Source organism: Nonomuraea marmarensis, assembly GCF_043197025.1.
Lineage (GTDB): Bacteria > Actinomycetota > Actinomycetes > Streptosporangiales > Streptosporangiaceae > Nonomuraea > Nonomuraea marmarensis.
Window position 1 is genome coordinate 86,180 of sequence record NZ_JBICRM010000001.1, and the last position, 19,155, is coordinate 105,334.

Here is a 19,155-nt window from a genome sequence, read left to right on the forward strand (position 1 = left end):
CCCCGACCGGGGGCGAGAGCTGATGGACCTGGTGATCGCACCGGCCGGGAATGCGGGGACTCCACGTGATCTGTCGATGGACGGACCAAGGAGGCGGCTTGAGCCGACCCCTTGCGTGGGGTCCGTCTGACCTGCGTAGTTCATCGCGCGGCCGACGTCGGCCGAGGCCCTGATTGGGCGGCGGCGAGCATGGTGTCGAGTGCCTGCTGGGACGTCTGGAGCCGTTCGATCGTCTCCGCGATGCGCCGGCGCTCTCGTCGCAAATTGGTCACCATGCCCGGGCAGGCCGTCGGCACCATCCGGTCGCCGTCGTCGTGGACGCAGTCCAGCAGCCTGGCTATGACCGCCGTGGGCAGGCCGGCCGCCAGCATCGTACGGATGTGGCGGACCGCGGCGACGTCCGACTCGCCGTACTCGCGGTAGCCGTTGGGCAGTCGCAGCGGCCGGAGCAGGCCCTGCTCCTCGTAGTACCGCAGCAGCCGCCGACTCACCCCGGTCTCGTGGGCCAGGTCTCCGATCCTCATCTGCTCCCTTGACCTTCACATCGATGTGACGCCTTAGCGTCGCTGTGTCCAGGTGCAACAACGGGAAGGAGCCGATGATGCCGGGAGCGGTGATTATCGGGGCGGGGCCGGGGATCGGCCGGTCGGTCGCCCGGCGGTTCGCGAAAGAAGGGCTGCCGGTCGCCCTTGTCTCACGTACCGGTAAGACGCTCGGTCTGGAGGGGGTGCTCGCGTACACGGCCGACAGCGGCGACGAGACCCAACTCCGCGCGGCCCTCGACGCGGCCGGTGCAGAGCTCGGCACGCCGGACGTCGTGGTCTACAACGCCGCGATCATCCGGCCAGACACACCGGGAGAGGCGACCGTACGTGCTCACCTGGAGGCCTGGGCGGTCAACGTGGTGGGTGCTTTGGTCGCGACCGCGCACGTCGCGCCCGCGATGGCGCGGCGCGGCAGCGGTACGTTCATCATCACCGGGGGGATGCCCGAGCCCAAGGCACGGTACGTCAGCCTCTCCCTCGGCAAGGCGGGCGTGCGGACGCTGGTGGCGCTGCTCGACGAGGAGTACGGACCCTCCGGCGTCCACGTGGCCAGCGTCACCGTCGCCGGGCCGGTCGCGCCGGGCACGGACTTCGATCCCGACGAAATCGCCGAGCACTACTGGCGCCTGCACACCCAGCCCCGGGACGAATGGGAGCTCGAAATCCTGCACAGCGGCGTCAGCGCGTGAGCTTCCAGAGCCAGCCGATGTTGCGCAATCCGAGCCGCGCGGCCACCCGCTGGGACGAATGGTTGTCGGCGCTCGTGCTGTAGAACAGGCGGGTGCCCGAGAAGAGATCCGCCCAGGCGGCGGTGGCCGTGGCCGCGTACCCACGGCCACGGAACGCGGGAGAGGTCCAGGTGCCCGCCTCGGGCACGTTCCTGCCCACCGCCCCGATCATGCCGTCGGCCGCCACGCCGATCACCACGTCCTCGGGTCCGGGGAGGCGGCCATGGTCGTCGAGGGTCCAGATCACGCCGATCTCGATGCGGAGCAGGTCGACATCCCTGAGGGTGTCGGTCATGGCGACGGATCAGGGGCCGATCGGCCCCCGTGTTCGCCGGCGAGCTGGTCGAAGTACGGTTTCATCGCGGGGTAATAATCGTCGAAGTCCGGTTTGGGCGAGTCGTCGCGGGCGGCCACGAGCGCGTCGAGGTAGTACTCCCAGCCGGGGCCGATCTCGCCGATGCCGTCCTCGGTGTCGAGGTGCTGTACGAACCGCAGTGTCGTCGAGCCGTCCGTTTCGGACAGCAGCAGCTCCATGTGCCAGCCCCCGAACTCGTCGAGCGAGGACACCGCCAGCCGGCGTGGCGGGTCGCACGCGTCGATGCGCATCTCGAACCAGGGGGCCTTCTCCTCGTACAGCATCTGCACCTTGATCGTCCGGCCGGGCGCGGCGTCGCCTTCCCACGGGCCGAACCAGCGGGCCGTGCGGTCGGATTCAGTCACGCTCGCCCACACGTCCTCGATGGGTGCGCGGAACGTCCGGCCGAGAACGAGATCCGTTCCCGCGCTCGTCCGGAACAGCTTGCCGGTGGGGATCCGGTTCATGCCGTATCTTCCTTCCTGCCGTCGGTCGCGCCGCGCGGGCGGCGTTCGCGGCGTGTTCGGTAGACCTCCGTCTCCAGCGCGTCGAGGCGGTGCTCCCACCCGGCGGGCCGGACGAAGTGGTCGAGCCAGTCAATGAGCTCGGTGAACTGCTCGGGATCGAGCGTGTAGAAGCGTTGCCTGCCGACGAGTTCGGCGCGAATCAGCCCGCTCTGCCTGAGCACGCGCAGGTGGCGGCTCACAGCGGGCCGGCTGATCGCGAAGCGCTCGGCGACCTCTCCGGCGGAGAGGCGCCCATCCCGGAGCATCACCAGGATCTGCCGCCGCACCGGATCCGCGATCGCCCCTGCCACCTCGTCCACCCAAAAAGCGTAACGCATCGGTTACGCGTTAGCCAGGCTTCCTCCGTCCGACAGCGCGAGGCTTCCTCGCCGGTCCTCAGCCCGTGGTTTCGCGCCAGCGGTTGGTGATGGGTAGGCGGCGGTCTCGGCCGAAGTTCTTGGGGGTGATCTTGGGGCCTGGAGGGTATTGGCGGCGCTTGTACTCGGCCAGGTCCACCAAGCGGATGACCCTCGTCACCAGCGCCGGGTCGTGGCCTGCCGCTATGAGCTCCTGCGAGCCCATGTCCTTCTCCACGTAGTCGTCCAGCAACCGGTCCAGGACCTCGTACGGTGGCAGGGAGTCCGTGTCCCGCTGGTCCGGCCGTAGCTCCGCGCTCGGCTCCTTGACGATCGAGTTCTCCGGGATCGGCGTCTCCGCCTTCAGGAGGAACTCAGGGTCCGTGTGGGCGTTGCGCCACTTGGCCAGCTCCCACACCATCGTCTTCGGTACGTCCTTGATCGGGGCGAAACCTCCGGCCGAATCGCCGTAAAGGGTGGAGTAGCCGGTTGCCAGCTCGCTCTTGTTCCCCGTGGTCAGCACCAGGTGGCCGTGCTCGTTGGACAGGCCCATGAGGATCATGCCGCGTACCCTGGCCTGGAGGTTCTCGGCGGCCAGGCCCGACAGGACGACCTCCTTCTCGTACGCGTTGACGATCTCGGCGATCGGCACCACCTGCGACGCCAGGCCCTGCCGGCGCACCAGGTCCGCCGCGTCGGCCAGGGAATGGTCCGAGGAGTATCGGGAGGGCATGAGCACCACGTTGACCCGGGAGGGGCCGATGGCGTCCGCGGCGATCGTGGCCGTCAGGGCCGAGTCGATGCCGCCGGACAGGCCCAGGATGACCGACTGGAAGCCGTTCTTGGCCACGTAGTCCCGGACCGCCAGCACCAGGGCCGAGTACACCTCCCCTTGCAGGCTCAGGCGCTCCGCGATCCGCGCCGGCGCCGGCGCGTAGGGCTCGACCGGGTCGGAGGCCAGCGCCAGGCGGTCCACCGTGATCGTGGAGCCGTCGCCCGCGTCGTACGGGAACGAACCGACCTCCGAGTCCGAGACCGGCAGGTCCAGGTCCACGACCAGCAGCTCCTCCTTGAACTGCCCCGCCCGCGCCACCAGCGAGCCGGAGCCGTCCACCACGATCGAGTCGCCGTCGAAGACCAGCTCGTCCTGCCCGCCGACCTGGTTCACGTAGACGAGCGCGCACCCCGCCTCGCGCGCCCTGCGCGCGCACAGCTCCAGGCGCACGTCGTCCTTCTCCTTCTCGTACGGCGAAGCGTTCGGCACCACCAGCAGCCCGGCTCCGGCCTGCCCGACGACGGCCACGGGACCGCCCTCCTGCCACAGGTCCTCGCACACCGCGATGGCCACGTCCACCCCGTGGAGCCGGAAGATCGGCAACCGGTCGCCGCGCACGAAGTAGCGGTATTCGTCGAACACCCCGTAGTTCGGCAGGTGGTGCTTGGACGTGCGGGCCACCACCTCGCCCCGGTAGAGCAGCGCGGCCGCGTCCAGCGGGGCGCCCTTCGGCTGGCCCACGCGCGGGGCCAGGCCCAGGCGGTCGACGTAGCCGGCCACCACCGGCAGGTCGCCGAGGCCCTCCTGCTTCAGCCTGCGCGCCACCTCCTCCAGGGTGCGGATGCTGGCGTCCACGAAGGACGTGCGCAGCACGAGGTCCTCCACGGGGTAGCCGGTGAGGAACATCTCGGTGAAGACGACGAGGTGAGCCCCGCGGTCGGCGGCGTCGCGGGTCCACGCGACCAGCCGGTCCGCGTTGGCGGAGAGGTCGCCGACGGTCGGGTTCGTCTGTGCCAGGGCAATGCGCAGTTGTGCCACGCGACCAAGCCTAATACGCGATGATTTTTATCGTCAAAGCGACGAAAAGTGGGCCTTTTCGCCAGGTGTCACCAATCCGGACTCGTACGCGGCCATCACCAGCTGCGCCCGGTCGAACAATCCGAGGTGTTCCAGCAGCGACTTGACCATGACGCTCACCTCCTCCTCCGGCAGCGAGAGCGTCTGGCCGATCTGCCGGTTCGTCAGGCCGCGGGCGACGAGTTTCAGCACGTCGAGCCGGGCGTCGGACAATCCGGCCAGCGCCGGGGGAGAAGCCGGGTCGGTGCGCCCGGCGAACGCCGAGATCAACCGCGTGGTGACCGCCGGGTCGATGAGCGCGTCCCCGGCCGCCGCGGCCCGGATCGCGGCCAGGAACTGCTCGGGCGCCGACGTCTTCAGCACGAACCCGCTCACTCCCGCTCGCAACGCCGCATACAGGTTCTCGTCGCTGCCGAACGTGGTCATCATCACCACCCTCGGCGGCCGGTGCCCGGCCAGGATCCTGCGGGCGGCGGCCAGGCCGTCCAGGTGCGGCATCTGGATGTCGAGCAGCACCACGTCGGGCCGCGTCTCGCGCACCTGCGCGATCGCCTCCTCGCCGTTGCCCGCCTCGCCGGCCAGCGTTACCCCGGGTTCGGCGTCCAGCATCGCCCGCAGCCCCGCCCGTACCAGGGCCTGGTCGTCGGCCACCAGCACCCGCAGCGCGTCCGCGCCGTCCACGGCGGCGGCGGCGGCGGGCGGCTCCTCCAGGCGCTGGGAGAGCATGTCGGCCTCCAGCCGCATCAGCCCGGCCGACAGGTCCAGCCCCAGCTCGTCCCGCCACACCGCGCGCGCCCTGCGCAGCGCCGCCAGGGCGTCGCCCTGGCGGCCCATCCGGTACAGAGCCAGCGACAGCAGCCGCCACGCCTCCTCACGCAGCGGGTACGCCGTCGCGTGCGCCTCCAGGTCGGCCACCAGCGACGTCGCGCGCCCCAGCGTGAGCCCGGCGCCGGCCCGCCGCTCAATGGCGATCAGCCGTAACTCCTCCAGCCGGCCCGCCTCGGTGGCGGCCCAGCTCAGCTCCCCGAACTCGGCCAGCGCCGGCCCCCGCCACAACCTCAGCGCGGTGTCCATGGCCGTCCACACCTGAGCCGGAGCGCCGTCCGACTTCACCAGGCCCTCGAACCGCCACGCGTCCACCTGCTCGATCCCGGCCCGCAGGGCGTACCCGGGCGGGGCGGACACCAGCACGCCGGCCTCCTCGCGGGGCGCGCGGTCGGGTTCGAGGGCGCGGCGCAGGCGGGAGACGTAGCCCTGGATCGTGGACAGGGCCTGCGCGGGGGGATTGCCCGGCCAGAGCTCGTCGATGAGGGTGTTCACGGGCACGGCGCGGCCGCCGGCCACGAGCAGGCGCGCGAGCACCGCCCGTTGCCGCTGTCCGCCGAGGTCGAGTGGGGAGCCGTAGGCCCAGGCCTGGAACGGTCCCAGCGCGGTGAATGTCAACATGTCAGGGCAACTGTAGAGGGAGAACGTGTCCGGGCATATGGCGAAATCTCACAGCGGGAGTTCGGCGTGGAGTTCTCTCAACGGCGTCGGATCGCGGGTCCGAGCAGCAGCATGCCGGCCGCCGACAGCACGCCCACCCCGCCGATCGTGAACCACAACACCCGCGGCCCGATCTCCAGCAGCGGCCCGCCGAGCAGCGGCGCCAGCACCGCGGCCAGCGACCACGAGAACCCGAACAGGCCCGCGTACCGCCCCCGCAGCTCCGCGGGCGCGAGCGCGGCCACGACCGCGCCGGGGATCCCCGCCGTGACGATCTCGCCCGCCGTCCACACCGCGATCGTGACCGCCAGTCCGAACGTGTCGCTCACGAACGCGGTCATCGCGAACCCGAGCCCCATCACGGCCAGCCCGAGCGCGAACGTACGGGAGGCGTCCCGGCGCCCCAGCCAGCCGGACACCAGCGGCTGGACGATGACGATCAATACCCCGTTCAGCGCCATGGCCAGCCCGAACTGCCCCGGTGTCAGCTTCACGACCTTGGTCATCGCCACCGGCAGCATGGTCATCGTCTGCGAGTACACCAGCGCGTTGCCCAGCGCGACCAGCGTGAACCCGATCATCACCCGATCCCTCAGCACCACGCCGAAGCCGCCGGCCGACTCGTGCGCCTCCGGCCTGGTCTCGGGCACCGCCCGCCAGACCAGCACGGCGAACACCACGCTCGTCAGCGCGTCGACCCAGAACAGCCAGACGAACCCCTGCCCGGCCAGCCAGCCGCCGGCCGTCATGCCCACGGCGTACCCGAGGTTGATCGCCCAGAACAGCAGCCCGTACGCCCGGGGCCGCTCCGCGGGCGAGACCAGGTCGGCGACCAGGGCGTTCGAGGCGGGCCGGTAGACGTCGATCACCAGGCCGAGCACGAACATCGAGGCCACGATCGCCGGCAGCGAGGTGCTGTAGCCGAGCGCGAGCATGATCGCGGCCGTGGCCAGCATGCCGCCTGACAGCGTGGCGCGGCGGCCGATCCGGTCCGTGAGCACCCCCGCGAGCAGCTGCGACAGCAGCGAGCCCGCGCCGAACACGCCCATCGCCAGGCCCGCCGCGGTCAGCGACAGGCCGCGGCTCTGGGTCAGGTACACGCCGGTGAAGGGGATGACCATGGTGCCCAGGCGGTTCACGAGCGTGCCGCCCCACAGGGCCCAGAAAGGGCGGGGCAGGCCGCCGATCTTGGACTGGAGGAAGGACGGCTTCTCAACGATGGTGCTCGACACGCGATAAAGAGTGATATTTCCGGTTTCGCTACGCGAACGATTTAGTGCACACTAAAAGGATGTCCATAACCTGGATGTTGAAGCCGGAGGACGTGGCGCGCATCCGGTTCGCGTTCTCGCCGATGTGGGAGCTCGTCGCCAGCCTGCGCACCCTCCAGGGGCCCGCCAGGCAGTCGATCCACCTGCCGTGGATCAAGGCCGTCCGGCCGCTGCTGGGCGGGCTGGACCTGGCCGAGTTGTTCGCGCTCGTGCCGCCGAGCGGCTACCTCGCCGACTTCATCACGCCGCCGCCCGACACGCCGCTGCCGGAGTTCGCCGCCGAACTCGGCCGGGTCCGGCGCACATCTCCCGAGCTGGCCCGCCAGGAGGCCGCCACGATCGAGGGGACCGACCGGGCCGTGCTGGAGCGGTTCATGGCCGACCCCGAGGCGGGGGTGGCCAGGGTGGCCGACGCGCTGGAGGCGTACTGGGAGGCGTGCTTCGCGGAGTTCTGGCCTCGCGTGTACGCGCTGCTGGAGCGCGACGTGCTGCGCCGCTCGCGGCAGCTCGCGCAGGGCGGCGCGCGGGAGTTGTTCGCCGGGCTCGATCCGGCCGTGGTCTGGACGGGGGAGCGGCTGCTCGTCGACCGGCCGTGGTGCGAGGCCGGCGGGCTGCACGGGGACGGGCTGGTGCTGGTGCCGAGCGCGTTCTGGTGGCCGTCGGTGGCGGTGATGTCGGCGCCGTACCAGTCGATGCTGGTCTACCCGGTGCTCGGCGTCGGCACGTTGTGGGAGCAGGGCCCGCCGCCCGCGCCCGGCGCGCTGGCCGCGCTGATCGGCAGGAGCAGGGCGCAGATCCTGCTCGCCCTCGCCGAGCCCGCCACCACCTCCGCCCTGGCCGCCCGCATGGCGCTCACGCCCGGCGCGATCAGCCAGCACCTCGGGGTGCTCAGCGGCGGCGGGCTCGCGGTGGGGATGCGGGTCGGCAAGCAGGTCCTCTACCGCCGCACCCCCGCCGGCGACATGCTCGCCGGCCAGGTCTGAGCCGCTACGCGCAGCGGATGACCCGCTACGCGCGGCGCTTGGACACCGGCAGCGCACGTCAGGCGTAGCGCTTGGACTCCAGCAGCCAGTCGAGGTGGGCGCGCGGCGCGGCCAGATACGCGCAGGCCACCTTGCTGACGTCCCTGGCCGTCTTCGGCTCGAGGTCGTCGAGCGGCAGCCGCCTGGCGGCCTGGCGCATGTCCTGGCAGCGCCCGGCGATCCGGTCCAGCACCCAGGCGGTCGCCTCCCGCTCGCCCAGCCCGAGCTGGCGCATCGCGAGCACGACGAAGTTGTGCACGTCGCCGCGTTCCTTCGGCCGCGAGGCCACGTCGTTGCACCACGCCGTCACGTCGCTGCAGGCGTTCACGAGCTGCTGCCAGGGCTCGCCCTCGTGCACCCAGACCGGCACCTCCACCCGCAGGCACGGCTCGACCAGGTCATAGACGTAGGGCCCCACCGTGCCCCTGCGCAGCGCCGGGTACTCCTCCAGCGTCGGCATCCGCCCCGACGCCCGGTTGTCGGCCTCGGTACGGCAGGCGTCGTGCTGGCGCCGCAACCCGAGCGCGAACCTGGCCCGCCACCGGTCGCTCATCCGCGCGCTCGTCACCCGCCACAGGTCCGCGAACGCCGCCTCCAGCGGATGCCGCGCCGCGCCCTCCAGCATGCCCTGGAAGATGTCCGGCTGGCACGACCCCTCGTCCAGCTCGTCGTCCAGGTGGAACAGCCAGGTCAGCCACTGCGCGAACAACGCCGCCGCGGCCGCGTCGAACTCGGCGAACGCCCGGCCCGCCATCCGGTGGAAGCCGACCCCGGGATCGGCCCGCAACCCGGTGCGCCTGGCCCAGTCGATGACCGCGGCCTCGATCGCGTAGACGGCCGGGTGCATCCGGCACGGCGCGGCCATCGCGGGCACCCGCTCGGTGAGCGGCAGCAGCGCCAGAGCCGCCGATCCGCCCCTGCGGGGCAGCGGCATCATCGGCTTCCAGTGCATCACATTGCGTAGCGCGGTGCGCACCGTCGCGAACACGGTGGTGTTAACAGAAGTCTTCACCGGCGTCTTCACAGGGGTCCGAAAAGCCAGTTGCCGGCGGCGTTCGGGTCGTCGCTGCGGTAGTAGTCGGAGGCGGCCAGGACCAGCTCGTCCACGGTGAGCGTGCCCCTGCCCGTCCGATCCAGCCGGTCGAACGCCTCGTCCACGTCGTCGTACGCGATGCCGAACGCGCTGAGCATCGTGCGGAACTCGCCCGGCCCGATGTCGCCGTCCCCGTCGCCGTCGCACAACTCCGCCACGGCCACCGTGGCCGGTCTGAACACCGTGTCGTACCGGTCGCCCGTGACGAACGCCGCCCTCATCCCGGCACGGAAGTCCGGGCGCGCGATGCCGGAGTAGCCGTCGCGTTCGAGCGCCTGCGACAGGGCGGACCAGATGCCGTCGAAGCTGTCGACCAGGCTGGCCCCGGTGACCGAGGTGGGGGACTCCCCGAAGCCCACCAGGATGCGGGCGCCCAGCCCCAGCAGGTCCTCACGCTCGACGACGCCGTTGCCGCTCGCGTCGATGTGGTCGAACGCCCGATCGAGCTTGTGATTGAGCAGGTCGATAGCCACCAATGCCTCCCCCGAGACTGACTGCGTGATCACAGTAAGTCGGGGCGGGCCCTTTGTCAGCGAGGCTCGCACCGGCACCCCCCGTAACGTGTGCGAAACACGGACACGGCATCCTGATAGGGAGACCTGCACTATCTGTCGAACGAGGGGATGCTGTGGATCGCCAGCAGGAGTTCGTGCTCCGCACACTCGAGGAACGAGACATCCGGTTCATCCGGCTCTGGTTCACTGACGTGCTCGGCTTCCTCAAGTCCGTGGCGATCGCCCCCGCCGAGCTTGAGGGCGCGTTCGCCGAGGGAATCGGCTTCGACGGCTCCGCCATCGAAGGCTTCGCCCGCGTCTACGAGTCCGACATGCTCGCCAAGCCCGACCCGGCGACGTTCCAGATCCTGCCGTGGCGCAGTGAGACGCCGGGCGCGGCGCGCATCTTCTGCGACATCCTGATGCCGGACGGCTCGCCGTCCCACGCCGACCCGCGCTGGGTGCTCAAGCGCACGCTCGCCAAGTGCGCCGACATGGGCTTCACCTTCTACACCCACCCCGAGATCGAGTTCTTCCTGCTCAAGAACCGGCCCGAGGCGGGGCAGCGGCCCGAGCCGATCGACTCCGGCGGCTACTTCGACCACACGCCGCACAGCTCCGGCCACGACTTCCGGCGCCAGGCGATCATGATGCTGGAGTCGATGGGCATCTCGGTCGAGTTCAGCCACCACGAGGGCGCGCCGGGGCAGCAGGAGATCGACCTGCGCTACGCCGACGCGCTGACCACGGCCGACAACATCATGACCTTCCGCCTGGTCATGAAGGAGGTCGCGCTGGAGCAGGGGATCTGGGCCTCGTTCATGCCCAAGCCGTTCACCGAGCACCCGGGCTCCGGCATGCACACGCACATGTCGTTGTTCGAGGGCGACCGGAACGCCTTCTACGAGGCCGGCTCCGAGTACCGGCTGTCCAAGATCGGCCGCTCGTTCATCGCGGGGCTGCTCAAGCACGCCGCCGAGATCACGGCCATCACCAACCAGTGGGTCAACTCGTACAAGCGGCTCTGGGGCGGGGCGGAGGCCATCGCCGGGCAGGGCGGCGAGGCGCCGTCCTACGTGTGCTGGGGCCACAACAACCGCTCCGCGCTGGTCAGGGTGCCGATGTACAAGCCGCACAAGGGGGGCTCGACGCGCATCGAGTTCCGCTCGCTCGACTCGGCGTGCAACCCCTACCTGGCGTTCGCGCTGATCCTGGCGGCCGGGCTGAAGGGCATCGAGGAGAGCTACGAGCTGCCGGCCGCGGCCGAGGACAACGTGTGGACGCTCACCAGCGCCGAGCGGCGGGCCCTCGGGATCCAGCCGTTGCCGGGGTCGCTGGACGAGGCGATCGCGGTCATGGAGCGCAGCGAGCTGGCGGCCGAGACGCTCGGGGAGCACGTCTTCGACTTCTTCCTGCGCAACAAGCGGGCGGAGTGGCGCGAATACCGCCGCACCGTCACCGAGTTCGAGCTCGGCCGCTACCTGCCCGTGCTCTGACGCTGTGAGCCTGCGGGCGCCGCTCTGGGCGGCGCCCGCCGGGCCGCTCAGCCCTGGAACTCCCGCACCTCGATCGGCAGCAGGGCCACCGCCGTGGCCATCTTGCGGGCCCATTCCAGCGCCGTGTCCAGGTCCGGCGCCCTGATGATCGTGAACCCGCCGATGTGCTCTTTGCCCTCGGTGTACGGGCCGTCCGTGGTGAACGCCTCGCCGCCCTTCAGCCGTACCACGGCGGCCTGGGCCGGCGGTCGCAGCGCACCGGAGAAGACCCACACCCCCGCGTCCCTCATCTCCTGCTCCAGGGCGCCGAGGTCACGCATGATCGGGTCGAGGACCTCGGGCCCGGGCGGCTCTCCGTCGGGCTGGTACATGCTGAGCACGTAGTGCTTCATACGACATTCCTTTCCGTGCGGTCTCACCCCTTACACGAACGGCACCCTCCCGGGTCGACATCCACCGACGGAAAAGCCGATGGGAATGAAGTTATTCTGTTATCCGGAATTTCCGACTTGCCAGATTGGCCGCCCCGGGGTTGCCGGTGCGCGCTGCGTCGAACACGATGGTCTCCAGCAGGTGGGCGTCCGCCCTGTCGACGATCCGCGCGCCGGTGGCCGGGGCCGGATCGCCCGCTTTCACCCGGCTCACCAGGCTCTGCCACCTATGCTGATGGCGCGCGAACGTCCTCCGCGCCACCACCCTGCCCCTGGCGCGCTGCCCTGCCAGCGCCACTTCCGGCGGGGCGTCCAGCAGGAGGAGGTGGAAGCTCGCGCGGTGCCTGCGGGCCAGCCAGGCGAAACCCCTGAGCACGTACGGGCCGCAGCCGCGGTTGTGTGCGATGACCGAGTGGCCGCGGGTCAGGGCCTGGCGGATGCGGCTCAGGTGAGTGACGAAGACGACGGCACGGCGTACCGGATTGGGGGCCCAGTCGAGCCTGCCGTACCAGTGCCGTCTGGACTGGACCGAGTCGATCACCACGACCGTGCCCATGGTGACGGGCAGGCTCTCCGCGCCGTGCAGCCCGTACAGGCGTTGCAGCAGGGTGGTCTTGCCCGCGCCTGGGAGCCCGGTCAGGATGACCAGAGAACCGGGCGGATACCGCAACGTCGCCTCCTGCACAGGCACACCCCGTTCTCTTCACCTGTTCGCGTCGCCAGGATAGCGACGCGTGCCTCCCAGCTTTCCCGAGGTTGGGGCAATGTGCGCGGATTATGGGCGCTCCATGGCCGCCGTACCCGACCGTGGTCATGGTCGCGAGCGACCACCACAGGGCGTCGCCTGATGTTCCCGTCGGGAATCGAGCGCTCCGCGTCCAGGACCGCGATGCTGCCTACGACGGCCATGAAGAGGGCGGTGCCGCCTGTCGCATCGGCTGTATGGGCGGATTGGTCGCGGGGTGCCGGAAACCCGGGATAGGGTACTGCCAACGCCTTGATCGGCCTCACTCCGCAGAGCGGTTCGGAGTGAGGCCGATTTTCGTTGCTTCTGACCCACGAGTCACATCCAGGCGATGTGTGGCGCATAGCGTCCCAGGTACCCCTGGTGACAGGGATGGCCGGGATGGGCGGGAAGTTTCGGAGCGCTCTGGGGCGTTACGCAGTGGTGCCGGGCAGCGTCAGGACCCCCAACCTCTGGATGATCGGGAGTCCAGGTAAAATCGGCCTGCTCTTTACGATATTTCCGGACTTCTCGCCTCATGGGCGATATTGGAGGGTGTGGCATGACGACGGCTGCCCTGCAGACCGTGTTGACCGTTCCCGAGCGTTTCCGGGGCCCCGTGGGAGTCGCCAACGGCGGCTGGATAGCGGGCACCATGGCGGAGGCTCTGAACGGTTGTCGATCAGCGGTCGAGGTCACGCTGCATGCGCCGACACCTTTGGAGACCGAGCTCCGGCTGGAACACGTGGCCAACTCCGTGTCCCTCTCGGACGGCGACAAGCTGCTGGTCGAGGCCATCCCCGTGGCTGAGGACCTGGAGGGGCCGGGGTTCGTGCCGTTCAACGACGCCGCCCGTGCCGAGGCCGGGTTCGTCGGTTTGCAGGTGCACCCGTTCGCCGAGTGCTTCGCCTGCGGCCTGCGTGAGCCCGGTGACGGCCTGCGCATCTTTCCCGGTCCGGTGGAGGGTACGGATCTGGTGGCGGCCGGGTGGCGGGTGCCGTTCACGGTGGCGGGGGAGGACGGGGTGCCCGCCTCGATCGTGGGCGCGGTGCTCGACTGCATCACCGGCTGGGCCCATTTCGGTCCGGGCGAGAGCGCGCTGCTCGGGCGGCTCGCCGTACAGATCCACCGCCCGGTCCAGCCCGGCGGCCGCTACTCCGTGGTGGCCCGCCCGACCGGTCGCGACGGACGCAAGATGTACGGCCAGAGCGCCATCTACGAGGCGGACGGCACCCTGGTGGCCGCCGCCCGCGCCACCTGGATCGCTCCACGCTGACCCCCATGGATGAGCAGGAGCATCAGTCATTTCGGGCCTCCTGCCCGGCGGTGTAACTGTCGAGACCGGAGCGGGCCTGGTCGACGAGGTCGGGGCCGACGAACTCGGGTGAGACGATGTTCAACATCGCCGAGCCGACGCGCGACATCGCCTCGGGTGAGAAGGCGTCGGTGCCGAGCGCGCGGGACAGGTGCTCGTGCAGCACGTAGATGCCGAGCTTCATGGTGGTGAACACGGCCGCATGCCCGTGCGCGTCCTCGCGGCCCGCCAAGAACTGCTCGGTCACCGCCACGAGCTGGTCGTATATGGACGCGGCGGTCGGCGATCCGTCGACCAGGGCCCGCCCCAGGTACCGCAGCACGGGGGGCGAGCTGAGCCTGGTGTGCTCGACGAAGGAGGGATCCTCCAGCCTCCCCTTGTCGATCGCCTCTGCTACTTCCTGCCTTATGTACGCGACGACGTAGGCGTCGCAAGCGTCCCGTAGACCTTCCTTGGAGCCGAAATGATGCTGGACCAGACCCAGCGACACGTCGGCATCGTCGGCGATGGCGCGCATGGTCGCCCCCTTCACCCCGTGCTCGGCGAAATGCCGCAATGCCGTGTCCCTGATCCGGGCCTTGGCCGTGAGATCCTCTGCTGGTCGCATGTATTGCCGCCAATACGTCTGTATTTCTTCCAAGTCAAACGTATGGTCTCTGGGCCGACTCTGGCAAGCCGGTCGGCAAACGTGGGCCACCGCATAGCGATGGGAAGGCAAGTCGCGAGGGGGTCAGGCCGGGGTGGTGAGCCGGTTCACGATGGTCGACACGCAGCGGTCGTCGAACAGGATCGTGTAGTGGTTGCAGTCCGGCACCATCTCCTCCTTCAAGCCGGGAAGCCGGGCGGCCCAGGGGAGCGCCAATTCGTCGGGTAGCAGGCCCACGTCCTGGTTGAGTAGTCCGCGCGGGGCCCTGAGCAGGGACAACGGTGCTTTGATCGAAGCCAGCGCGGACGCGATCCGCTCCGATTCCAGCCGCATCCACCGGCCGTCCTGCATCACGGCCTCCCCGGCCGCACGCGACCGCAGCGCCCCCTCGGGTCCCGTCAGGTCATACCGCACGTACGCCTCGACGTCGGCGTTCCAGTGCCCGATGAAGGCCGGATGTGCCTTGAAGAAATCGACGTACGCGTCCGCCGTGGGGAACGTTTGCCGCAGCCGCGCGAGCGCGGGTCCCAGCGCGGCCTCCAGCGCCGCGTCCGGGTCCATTTCTTCGGGGAGCGGTGGCAGCGGGAGCCCGCCGTCCACCAGTACGACTCGTGCGAAGTCCCGTTCGGCGCCGGCCAGGGCGGCCACGTACGCGCCCATCGAATGTCCGGTGAGCACCGCGTCCGGACCGGCGCCGACGTGCTCGGCGACCTGGAGGACGTCCTCGGCGTGCCTGGGCAGGCCGTACGGTCCCGGCAGCGCCGCGCTGTGCCCGCGACCGCGCAGGTCCATCGCCACCAGCGACCACCCATCGGGCAGTTGCCGCCCCACCGCACCCCACGCCATCAGCGAGGCGGTGATCCCGTGGACCGCGATGATCAGCCGTGGTCCCGCCCCGAACGTGGCGATGCGCAGCCCGCCGACATCCTCGAACTCGAAGCTCATAGCCGGAGCTTAGAGACAAATGTCCGTTTGTGGTATGTCGCCCGGGTTGCGGCTCGGGCACTCCTGTGGGCTTCCGGGGCCCGACGTTCCAGGCGCGAGTCATATAGGAGGTGCTGGAGAGGTAGAGGGTGTGGGATTTGCTGTGTGAAAAGTCCGGATAATTACCGATATGCGTATCACCGTGATCGAGCATGAGGCCGAGGCTGGGCTGGGGTACCTGGGTGGCTGGCTGGGGCTGGCCTGTGAGGTTGTGCGGCCGTACCTGGGTGAGGAGATTCCCGCGCGGCCGGCGGACGGGCTGATCGTGCTCGGCGGCGCGGCGGCCGCCTGGGAGGACGAGCGGAGCCCCTGGCAGCCCGCCACCCGCGACCTGCTGCTCCGCGCCGTTGACGAGGCCACCCCCACGCTGGCCATCTGCCTGGGTGCGCAACTGCTGACCATGGCCTGCGGCGGCACGGTCGAGCGGGGTGCGAACGGTCTCGAGGTGGGCGCCCGCGAAGTCGTCGCGCTGCCGGCCGCCGCCTCCGATCGGCTGCTGTCGGGGGTCGATACGGCCGTGGCCGTCCAGTATCACCAGGACGCCATGACGCGCCTGCCCGACGGCGCGGTGCCGCTGATGACCGGATCCCAGTATCCGAACCAGGCCTACCGTCTCGGCGAGGCCGCCTGGGCGGTCCAGTTCCACCCGGAGGCCACGCCGGAGATCTTCGCCTCCTGGACCGGCGAGACGGAACTGGACTCGGCCGAGGAGCTCAACGCCGAGGTCAAGGCCGCGGAGAGCGCGCTCATCGCGACCTGGCGGCCGATGGCGGAGGCGTTCGCGGATGTGATCAGATCCAGCGCCTGAGCCTCGCCCGCCAACGATCGGGAACCCGTTCCATCTGACACCCCAGAAACGCAACGCAACGTTGCGTTCACATGTTACGGCGACATGCCAGAGTGGTGTCAAGATGGAGTGGTGCCCAGGATCGAATCCACCGCCGCCAGGCTCGCCAAGCTCGGCTTCGCCGACGGCGCCAGGGCCGCCCAGCTCGTACGGCAAGCAGGCGGCGATTTGCACGATCTCCTGGAATGCTTGGTAGACGTGGCAGACCCCGACCTGGCACTGACCTCGCTGACCCGCCTGGCCGAGCGCGAACCGGCCGTGCTCGACACCCTGCGCCACGACGAGCCCCTCAGGTCCAGGCTGCTGGCCGTGCTCGGCGTCAGCGCCGCCCTCGGCGAACATCTGGTGCGCCATCCGGACCAGGTGGCGCTGCTGGGCGTACCCCAACTGGGCGAGGCCCGGGCCGAGCTATTGCGCGCGGTCGGCGCCGAGCCCGGCGACCCCGAGCCCCGGGCATACGGTTCCAACGCGCTGGTGGCGCTGCGCGTCGCCTACCGGGGCCGCCTGATGCACCTGACCGCCCGCGACCTCACCCACCAGGCCACCCTGGGGGAGGTCACGTCCGAGCTGTCCGAGCTGGCGGGCGCCGCGCTGGAGGCCGCGCTCGCCATCGCGCGGGCCGAGATCGACGCGAGCGAGGTACGCCTGGCGGTCGTCGGCATGGGCAAATGCGGCGCCAGGGAGCTCAACTACATCAGCGACGTAGACGTGATCTTCGTGGCCGAGCCGAAGGAGGGCGCGGACGAGACCAAGGCCCTGCGCACCGCCACCAGGCTGGCCCAGACCATGATGCGGGCCTGCACCACGACCACCTCCGAGGGCTCGTTGTGGGAGGTGGACGCGGGACTGCGGCCGGAGGGACGCTCCGGCCCGCTGGTGCGCACGCTCGGCAGCCACCTGGCCTACTACCGGCGCTGGGCCAAGACGTGGGAGTTCCAGGCGCTGCTCAAGGCCCGGCCGGTGGCGGGCGACCTGGAGCTGGGCGCGGCCTACGTCGAGGCGGTCAACGACCTGGTGTGGTCGGCGGCCACCCGCGAGCACTTCGTGGAGGACGTGCAGGCCATGCGCCGCCGGGTCGAGGCGCACGTGCGCGCCGAGGGGGAGCGGCAGCTCAAGCTGGGTCCCGGCGGGCTGCGTGACATCGAGTTCGCGGTGCAGCTGCTGCAGCTCGTGCACGGCCGGCTCGATCCGCTGCTGCGCCGCAGGGCCACGCTCCCGGCGCTGGCCGCGCTCTCCCGTGGCGGCTATGTGGGGCGTGACGACGCGCGCGGGCTGGCGGAGGCGTACTCGTTCCTGCGGCAGGTCGAGCATCTGCTGCAGCTGCACCGGCTGCGGCGCACCCACATCGTGCCCTCCGGCGAGGCCGACCTGCGCAGGCTGGGCAGGGCGCTCGGTATGCAGGTCGATCCGGTGGGGGAGTTCACGGAGCGGTGGCGGCGGCACGCGATGGAGGCGCGGCGGCTGCACGAGAAGCTGTTCTACCGGCCGCTGCTGCAGGCGGTGGCGCGGCTGCCGGAGACGGAGGCGCGGTTGTCGACCACGGCCGCGGTGGCCAGGCTCGAGGCGCTCGGCTACGTCGATCCCAACGGCGCGCTGCGCCACATCGCCGGCCTGACCACGGGGGTGTCCAGGCGGGCCGCGATCCAGCGGACGCTGCTGCCCGTCATGCTCGGCTGGTTCGCCGACGCGCCCGATCCGGACGCTGCGCTGCTCGGGTTCAGGCAGGTCAGCGACAAGCTGGGCAGCACGCCGTGGTATCTGCGGCTGCTGCGCGACGAGACGGCGGTCGCGGCCAGGATGGCGCGCGTGCTCGGCACCAGCCGCTACGCGACCGGCCTGCTCATGCACGCGCCCGACGCGGTCGCGATGCTGGGCTCCGACGAGGAGCTCGCCGTACGCCCCGCGGAGTCGCTGCTCGGCGAGGCCTCCGCCGCGCTCTCCCGGCATGGCGGCGACCCCGAGACCGCCGTCGCGGCCCTGCGGGGTCTCAGGCGCAGGGAGCTGTTCCGTACGGCCGTAGCCGACATTTCCGGACTTATCGACATTGAGACCGTCGGGAGCGCTCTGTCGACGTTGACCGACGTGACCCTCCAAGCGGCCCTCGACGCCGCCCTCAGCAAGGCCGAACACGTCACCTCGTTCGCCATCATCGCCCTGGGCCGGCTCGGCGGCATGGAGTGCTCCTATGCCAGCGACGCCGACGTCATGTTCGTCCACTCGCCGCTGCCGGGGGTGGCCGAGCGCGAGGCCACCGACGCCGCCTTCGCCGTGGCCAACGAGCTGCGCCGGTTGTTGTCGCTGCCCGCCCCCGACCCGCCCCTGATCATCGACCCCGACCTGCGTCCCGAGGGACGGCAGGGCCCGCTGGTGCGCACGCTGGCCTCCTACCGGGCCTACTACTCGCGCTGGTCGTCGCCGTGGGAGGCGCAGGCGCTGCTGCGGGCCAGGTTCTCGGCGGGGGACGCCGGGCTGGGCAGGGAGTTCACGTCGATGATCGACGAGCTGCGCTACCCGCGGGGCGGGCTGCACGAGGACGCGGTCAGGGAGATCAGGCGGCTGAAGGCCCGCATGGAGGCCGAACGCCTGCCGCGCGGCGCCGACCCCGCCCTGCACACCAAGCTGGGCCCCGGCGGGTTGTCCGACGTGGAGTGGGTGGCCCAGCTCCTGCAGCTCCGCTACGCCGGCACGCTGACCTCCCTGCGCACCACCCGTACGCTGGACGCCCTGCGCTCGGCCGTGGCCGAGGGGCTGCTCTCCCCCACCGACGAGGCGGTGCTGGCCGAGGCGTGGCGCTTCGCCTCCCGCATCAGAGACGCGATCATGCTGGTCAGGGGCCGTCCCGGCGACAGCGTGCCGCGCGAGTCCGGCGAGCGCAAGCGGATCGCCCAGACGCTCGGCTACCCGCCGGACGGCTCGGAGGACTTCCTGGACGACTACCGCCGCGTGACGCGCCGCGCACGGCAAGTGGTGGATCGGGTCTTCTACGGGGCTTGATCGCGTGCCGG

Annotated in this window: 19 protein-coding genes; 6 read left to right on the forward strand and 13 right to left on the reverse strand. The window is 70.6% G+C overall.

All coding sequences use genetic code 11. The features are described from left to right. Positions 1-140: 140 nt before the first annotated feature. Positions 141-524, reverse strand: coding sequence for a MerR family transcriptional regulator (locus ACFLIM_RS00465; RefSeq protein ID WP_393160618.1), 384 nt, complete (start codon positions 522-524; stop codon positions 141-143). Positions 525-598: 74 nt separating this feature from the next. Between ACFLIM_RS00465 and ACFLIM_RS00470 the strand changes: the two genes are divergently transcribed. Continuing rightward, entirely contained in the window at positions 599-1,234 is a 636-nt protein-coding gene (locus tag ACFLIM_RS00470) for an SDR family NAD(P)-dependent oxidoreductase (RefSeq protein WP_393160620.1), read from the forward strand. On the opposite strand, the gene ACFLIM_RS00475 is transcribed toward ACFLIM_RS00470, so the two are convergent. The 6 genes from ACFLIM_RS00475 to ACFLIM_RS00500 form a co-directional block, all read right to left on the reverse strand. Next, entirely contained in the window at positions 1,224-1,568 is a 345-nt protein-coding gene (locus ACFLIM_RS00475) for a GNAT family N-acetyltransferase (protein WP_393160622.1), read from the reverse strand. The genes ACFLIM_RS00470 and ACFLIM_RS00475 overlap by 11 nt on opposite strands. Continuing rightward, entirely contained in the window at positions 1,565-2,095 is a 531-nt protein-coding gene (locus tag ACFLIM_RS00480) for an SRPBCC family protein (RefSeq protein WP_393160624.1), read from the reverse strand. Before ACFLIM_RS00480 ends, ACFLIM_RS00475 begins: the two co-directional genes overlap by 4 nt. Continuing rightward, positions 2,092-2,454, reverse strand: a complete 363-nt coding sequence (locus tag ACFLIM_RS00485; RefSeq protein WP_393160626.1) for a metalloregulator ArsR/SmtB family transcription factor — start codon at positions 2,452-2,454, stop codon at positions 2,092-2,094. Before ACFLIM_RS00485 ends, ACFLIM_RS00480 begins: the two co-directional genes overlap by 4 nt. A gap of 76 nt (positions 2,455-2,530) precedes the next feature. Continuing rightward, a complete protein-coding gene (locus ACFLIM_RS00490; protein WP_393160628.1) occupies positions 2,531-4,303 on the reverse strand; it encodes an NAD+ synthase in 1,773 nt (590 codons plus the stop codon). A 33-nt stretch (positions 4,304-4,336) separates the two neighbouring features. Further along, the gene (locus tag ACFLIM_RS00495) at positions 4,337-5,788 is read right to left on the reverse strand and encodes a BTAD domain-containing putative transcriptional regulator (protein ID WP_393160630.1); all 1,452 of its coding nucleotides are present in this window, start codon (positions 5,786-5,788) and stop codon (positions 4,337-4,339) included. Between the two features lie 77 nt (positions 5,789-5,865). Beyond that, complete coding sequence (locus ACFLIM_RS00500; RefSeq protein WP_393160632.1) at positions 5,866-7,059, reverse strand: MDR family MFS transporter; 1,194 nt, start codon at positions 7,057-7,059, stop codon at positions 5,866-5,868. A 59-nt stretch (positions 7,060-7,118) separates the two neighbouring features. Between ACFLIM_RS00500 and ACFLIM_RS00505 the strand changes: the two genes are divergently transcribed. Beyond that, the gene (locus tag ACFLIM_RS00505; protein ID WP_393160634.1) at positions 7,119-8,081 is read left to right on the forward strand and encodes a DUF5937 family protein; all 963 of its coding nucleotides are present in this window, start codon (positions 7,119-7,121) and stop codon (positions 8,079-8,081) included. A gap of 58 nt (positions 8,082-8,139) precedes the next feature. Here ACFLIM_RS00505 and ACFLIM_RS00510 read toward each other — a convergent pair whose 3' ends face one another. Beyond that, a complete protein-coding gene (locus tag ACFLIM_RS00510; protein WP_393160636.1) occupies positions 8,140-9,132 on the reverse strand; it encodes a terpene synthase family protein in 993 nt (330 codons plus the stop codon). Between the two features lie 8 nt (positions 9,133-9,140). After that, the gene (locus tag ACFLIM_RS00515) at positions 9,141-9,686 is read right to left on the reverse strand and encodes an EF-hand domain-containing protein (RefSeq protein ID WP_393160638.1); all 546 of its coding nucleotides are present in this window, start codon (positions 9,684-9,686) and stop codon (positions 9,141-9,143) included. 155 nt (positions 9,687-9,841) lie between these two features. Between ACFLIM_RS00515 and glnA the strand changes: the two genes are divergently transcribed. After that, positions 9,842-11,203, forward strand: a complete 1,362-nt coding sequence (glnA, locus tag ACFLIM_RS00520; protein WP_393160640.1) for a type I glutamate--ammonia ligase — start codon at positions 9,842-9,844, stop codon at positions 11,201-11,203. 47 nt (positions 11,204-11,250) lie between these two features. Here the strand turns inward: glnA and ACFLIM_RS00525 are convergent, their stop codons facing one another. Both ACFLIM_RS00525 and ACFLIM_RS00530 read right to left on the reverse strand, forming a co-directional pair. Further along, on the reverse strand, positions 11,251-11,595 hold the full coding sequence (locus ACFLIM_RS00525) for a YciI family protein (RefSeq protein WP_393160642.1): 345 nt from the start codon (positions 11,593-11,595) through the stop codon (positions 11,251-11,253). Positions 11,596-11,686: 91 nt separating this feature from the next. Further along, entirely contained in the window at positions 11,687-12,325 is a 639-nt protein-coding gene (locus tag ACFLIM_RS00530) for an AAA family ATPase (RefSeq protein ID WP_393160644.1), read from the reverse strand. Positions 12,326-12,920: 595 nt separating this feature from the next. Here ACFLIM_RS00530 and ACFLIM_RS00535 point away from each other — a divergent pair. After that, positions 12,921-13,634: a PaaI family thioesterase gene (locus tag ACFLIM_RS00535; RefSeq protein WP_393160646.1), complete on the forward strand. Its 714-nt coding sequence runs from the start codon at positions 12,921-12,923 to the stop codon at positions 13,632-13,634. A gap of 22 nt (positions 13,635-13,656) precedes the next feature. On the opposite strand, the gene ACFLIM_RS00540 is transcribed toward ACFLIM_RS00535, so the two are convergent. Together ACFLIM_RS00540 and ACFLIM_RS00545 are read right to left on the reverse strand one after the other, a co-directional pair. Beyond that, positions 13,657-14,280, reverse strand: a complete 624-nt coding sequence (locus tag ACFLIM_RS00540; RefSeq protein ID WP_393160648.1) for a TetR family transcriptional regulator — start codon at positions 14,278-14,280, stop codon at positions 13,657-13,659. Positions 14,281-14,403: 123 nt separating this feature from the next. Beyond that, on the reverse strand, positions 14,404-15,264 hold the full coding sequence (locus tag ACFLIM_RS00545) for an alpha/beta fold hydrolase (protein WP_393160650.1): 861 nt from the start codon (positions 15,262-15,264) through the stop codon (positions 14,404-14,406). A gap of 169 nt (positions 15,265-15,433) precedes the next feature. Between ACFLIM_RS00545 and ACFLIM_RS00550 the strand changes: the two genes are divergently transcribed. Beyond that, on the forward strand, positions 15,434-16,111 hold the full coding sequence (locus tag ACFLIM_RS00550) for a type 1 glutamine amidotransferase (protein WP_393160652.1): 678 nt from the start codon (positions 15,434-15,436) through the stop codon (positions 16,109-16,111). Positions 16,112-16,222: 111 nt separating this feature from the next. Continuing rightward, positions 16,223-19,144: a bifunctional [glutamine synthetase] adenylyltransferase/[glutamine synthetase]-adenylyl-L-tyrosine phosphorylase gene (locus ACFLIM_RS00555; protein WP_393160654.1), complete on the forward strand. Its 2,922-nt coding sequence runs from the start codon at positions 16,223-16,225 to the stop codon at positions 19,142-19,144. Positions 19,145-19,155: the final 11 nt, after the last annotated feature.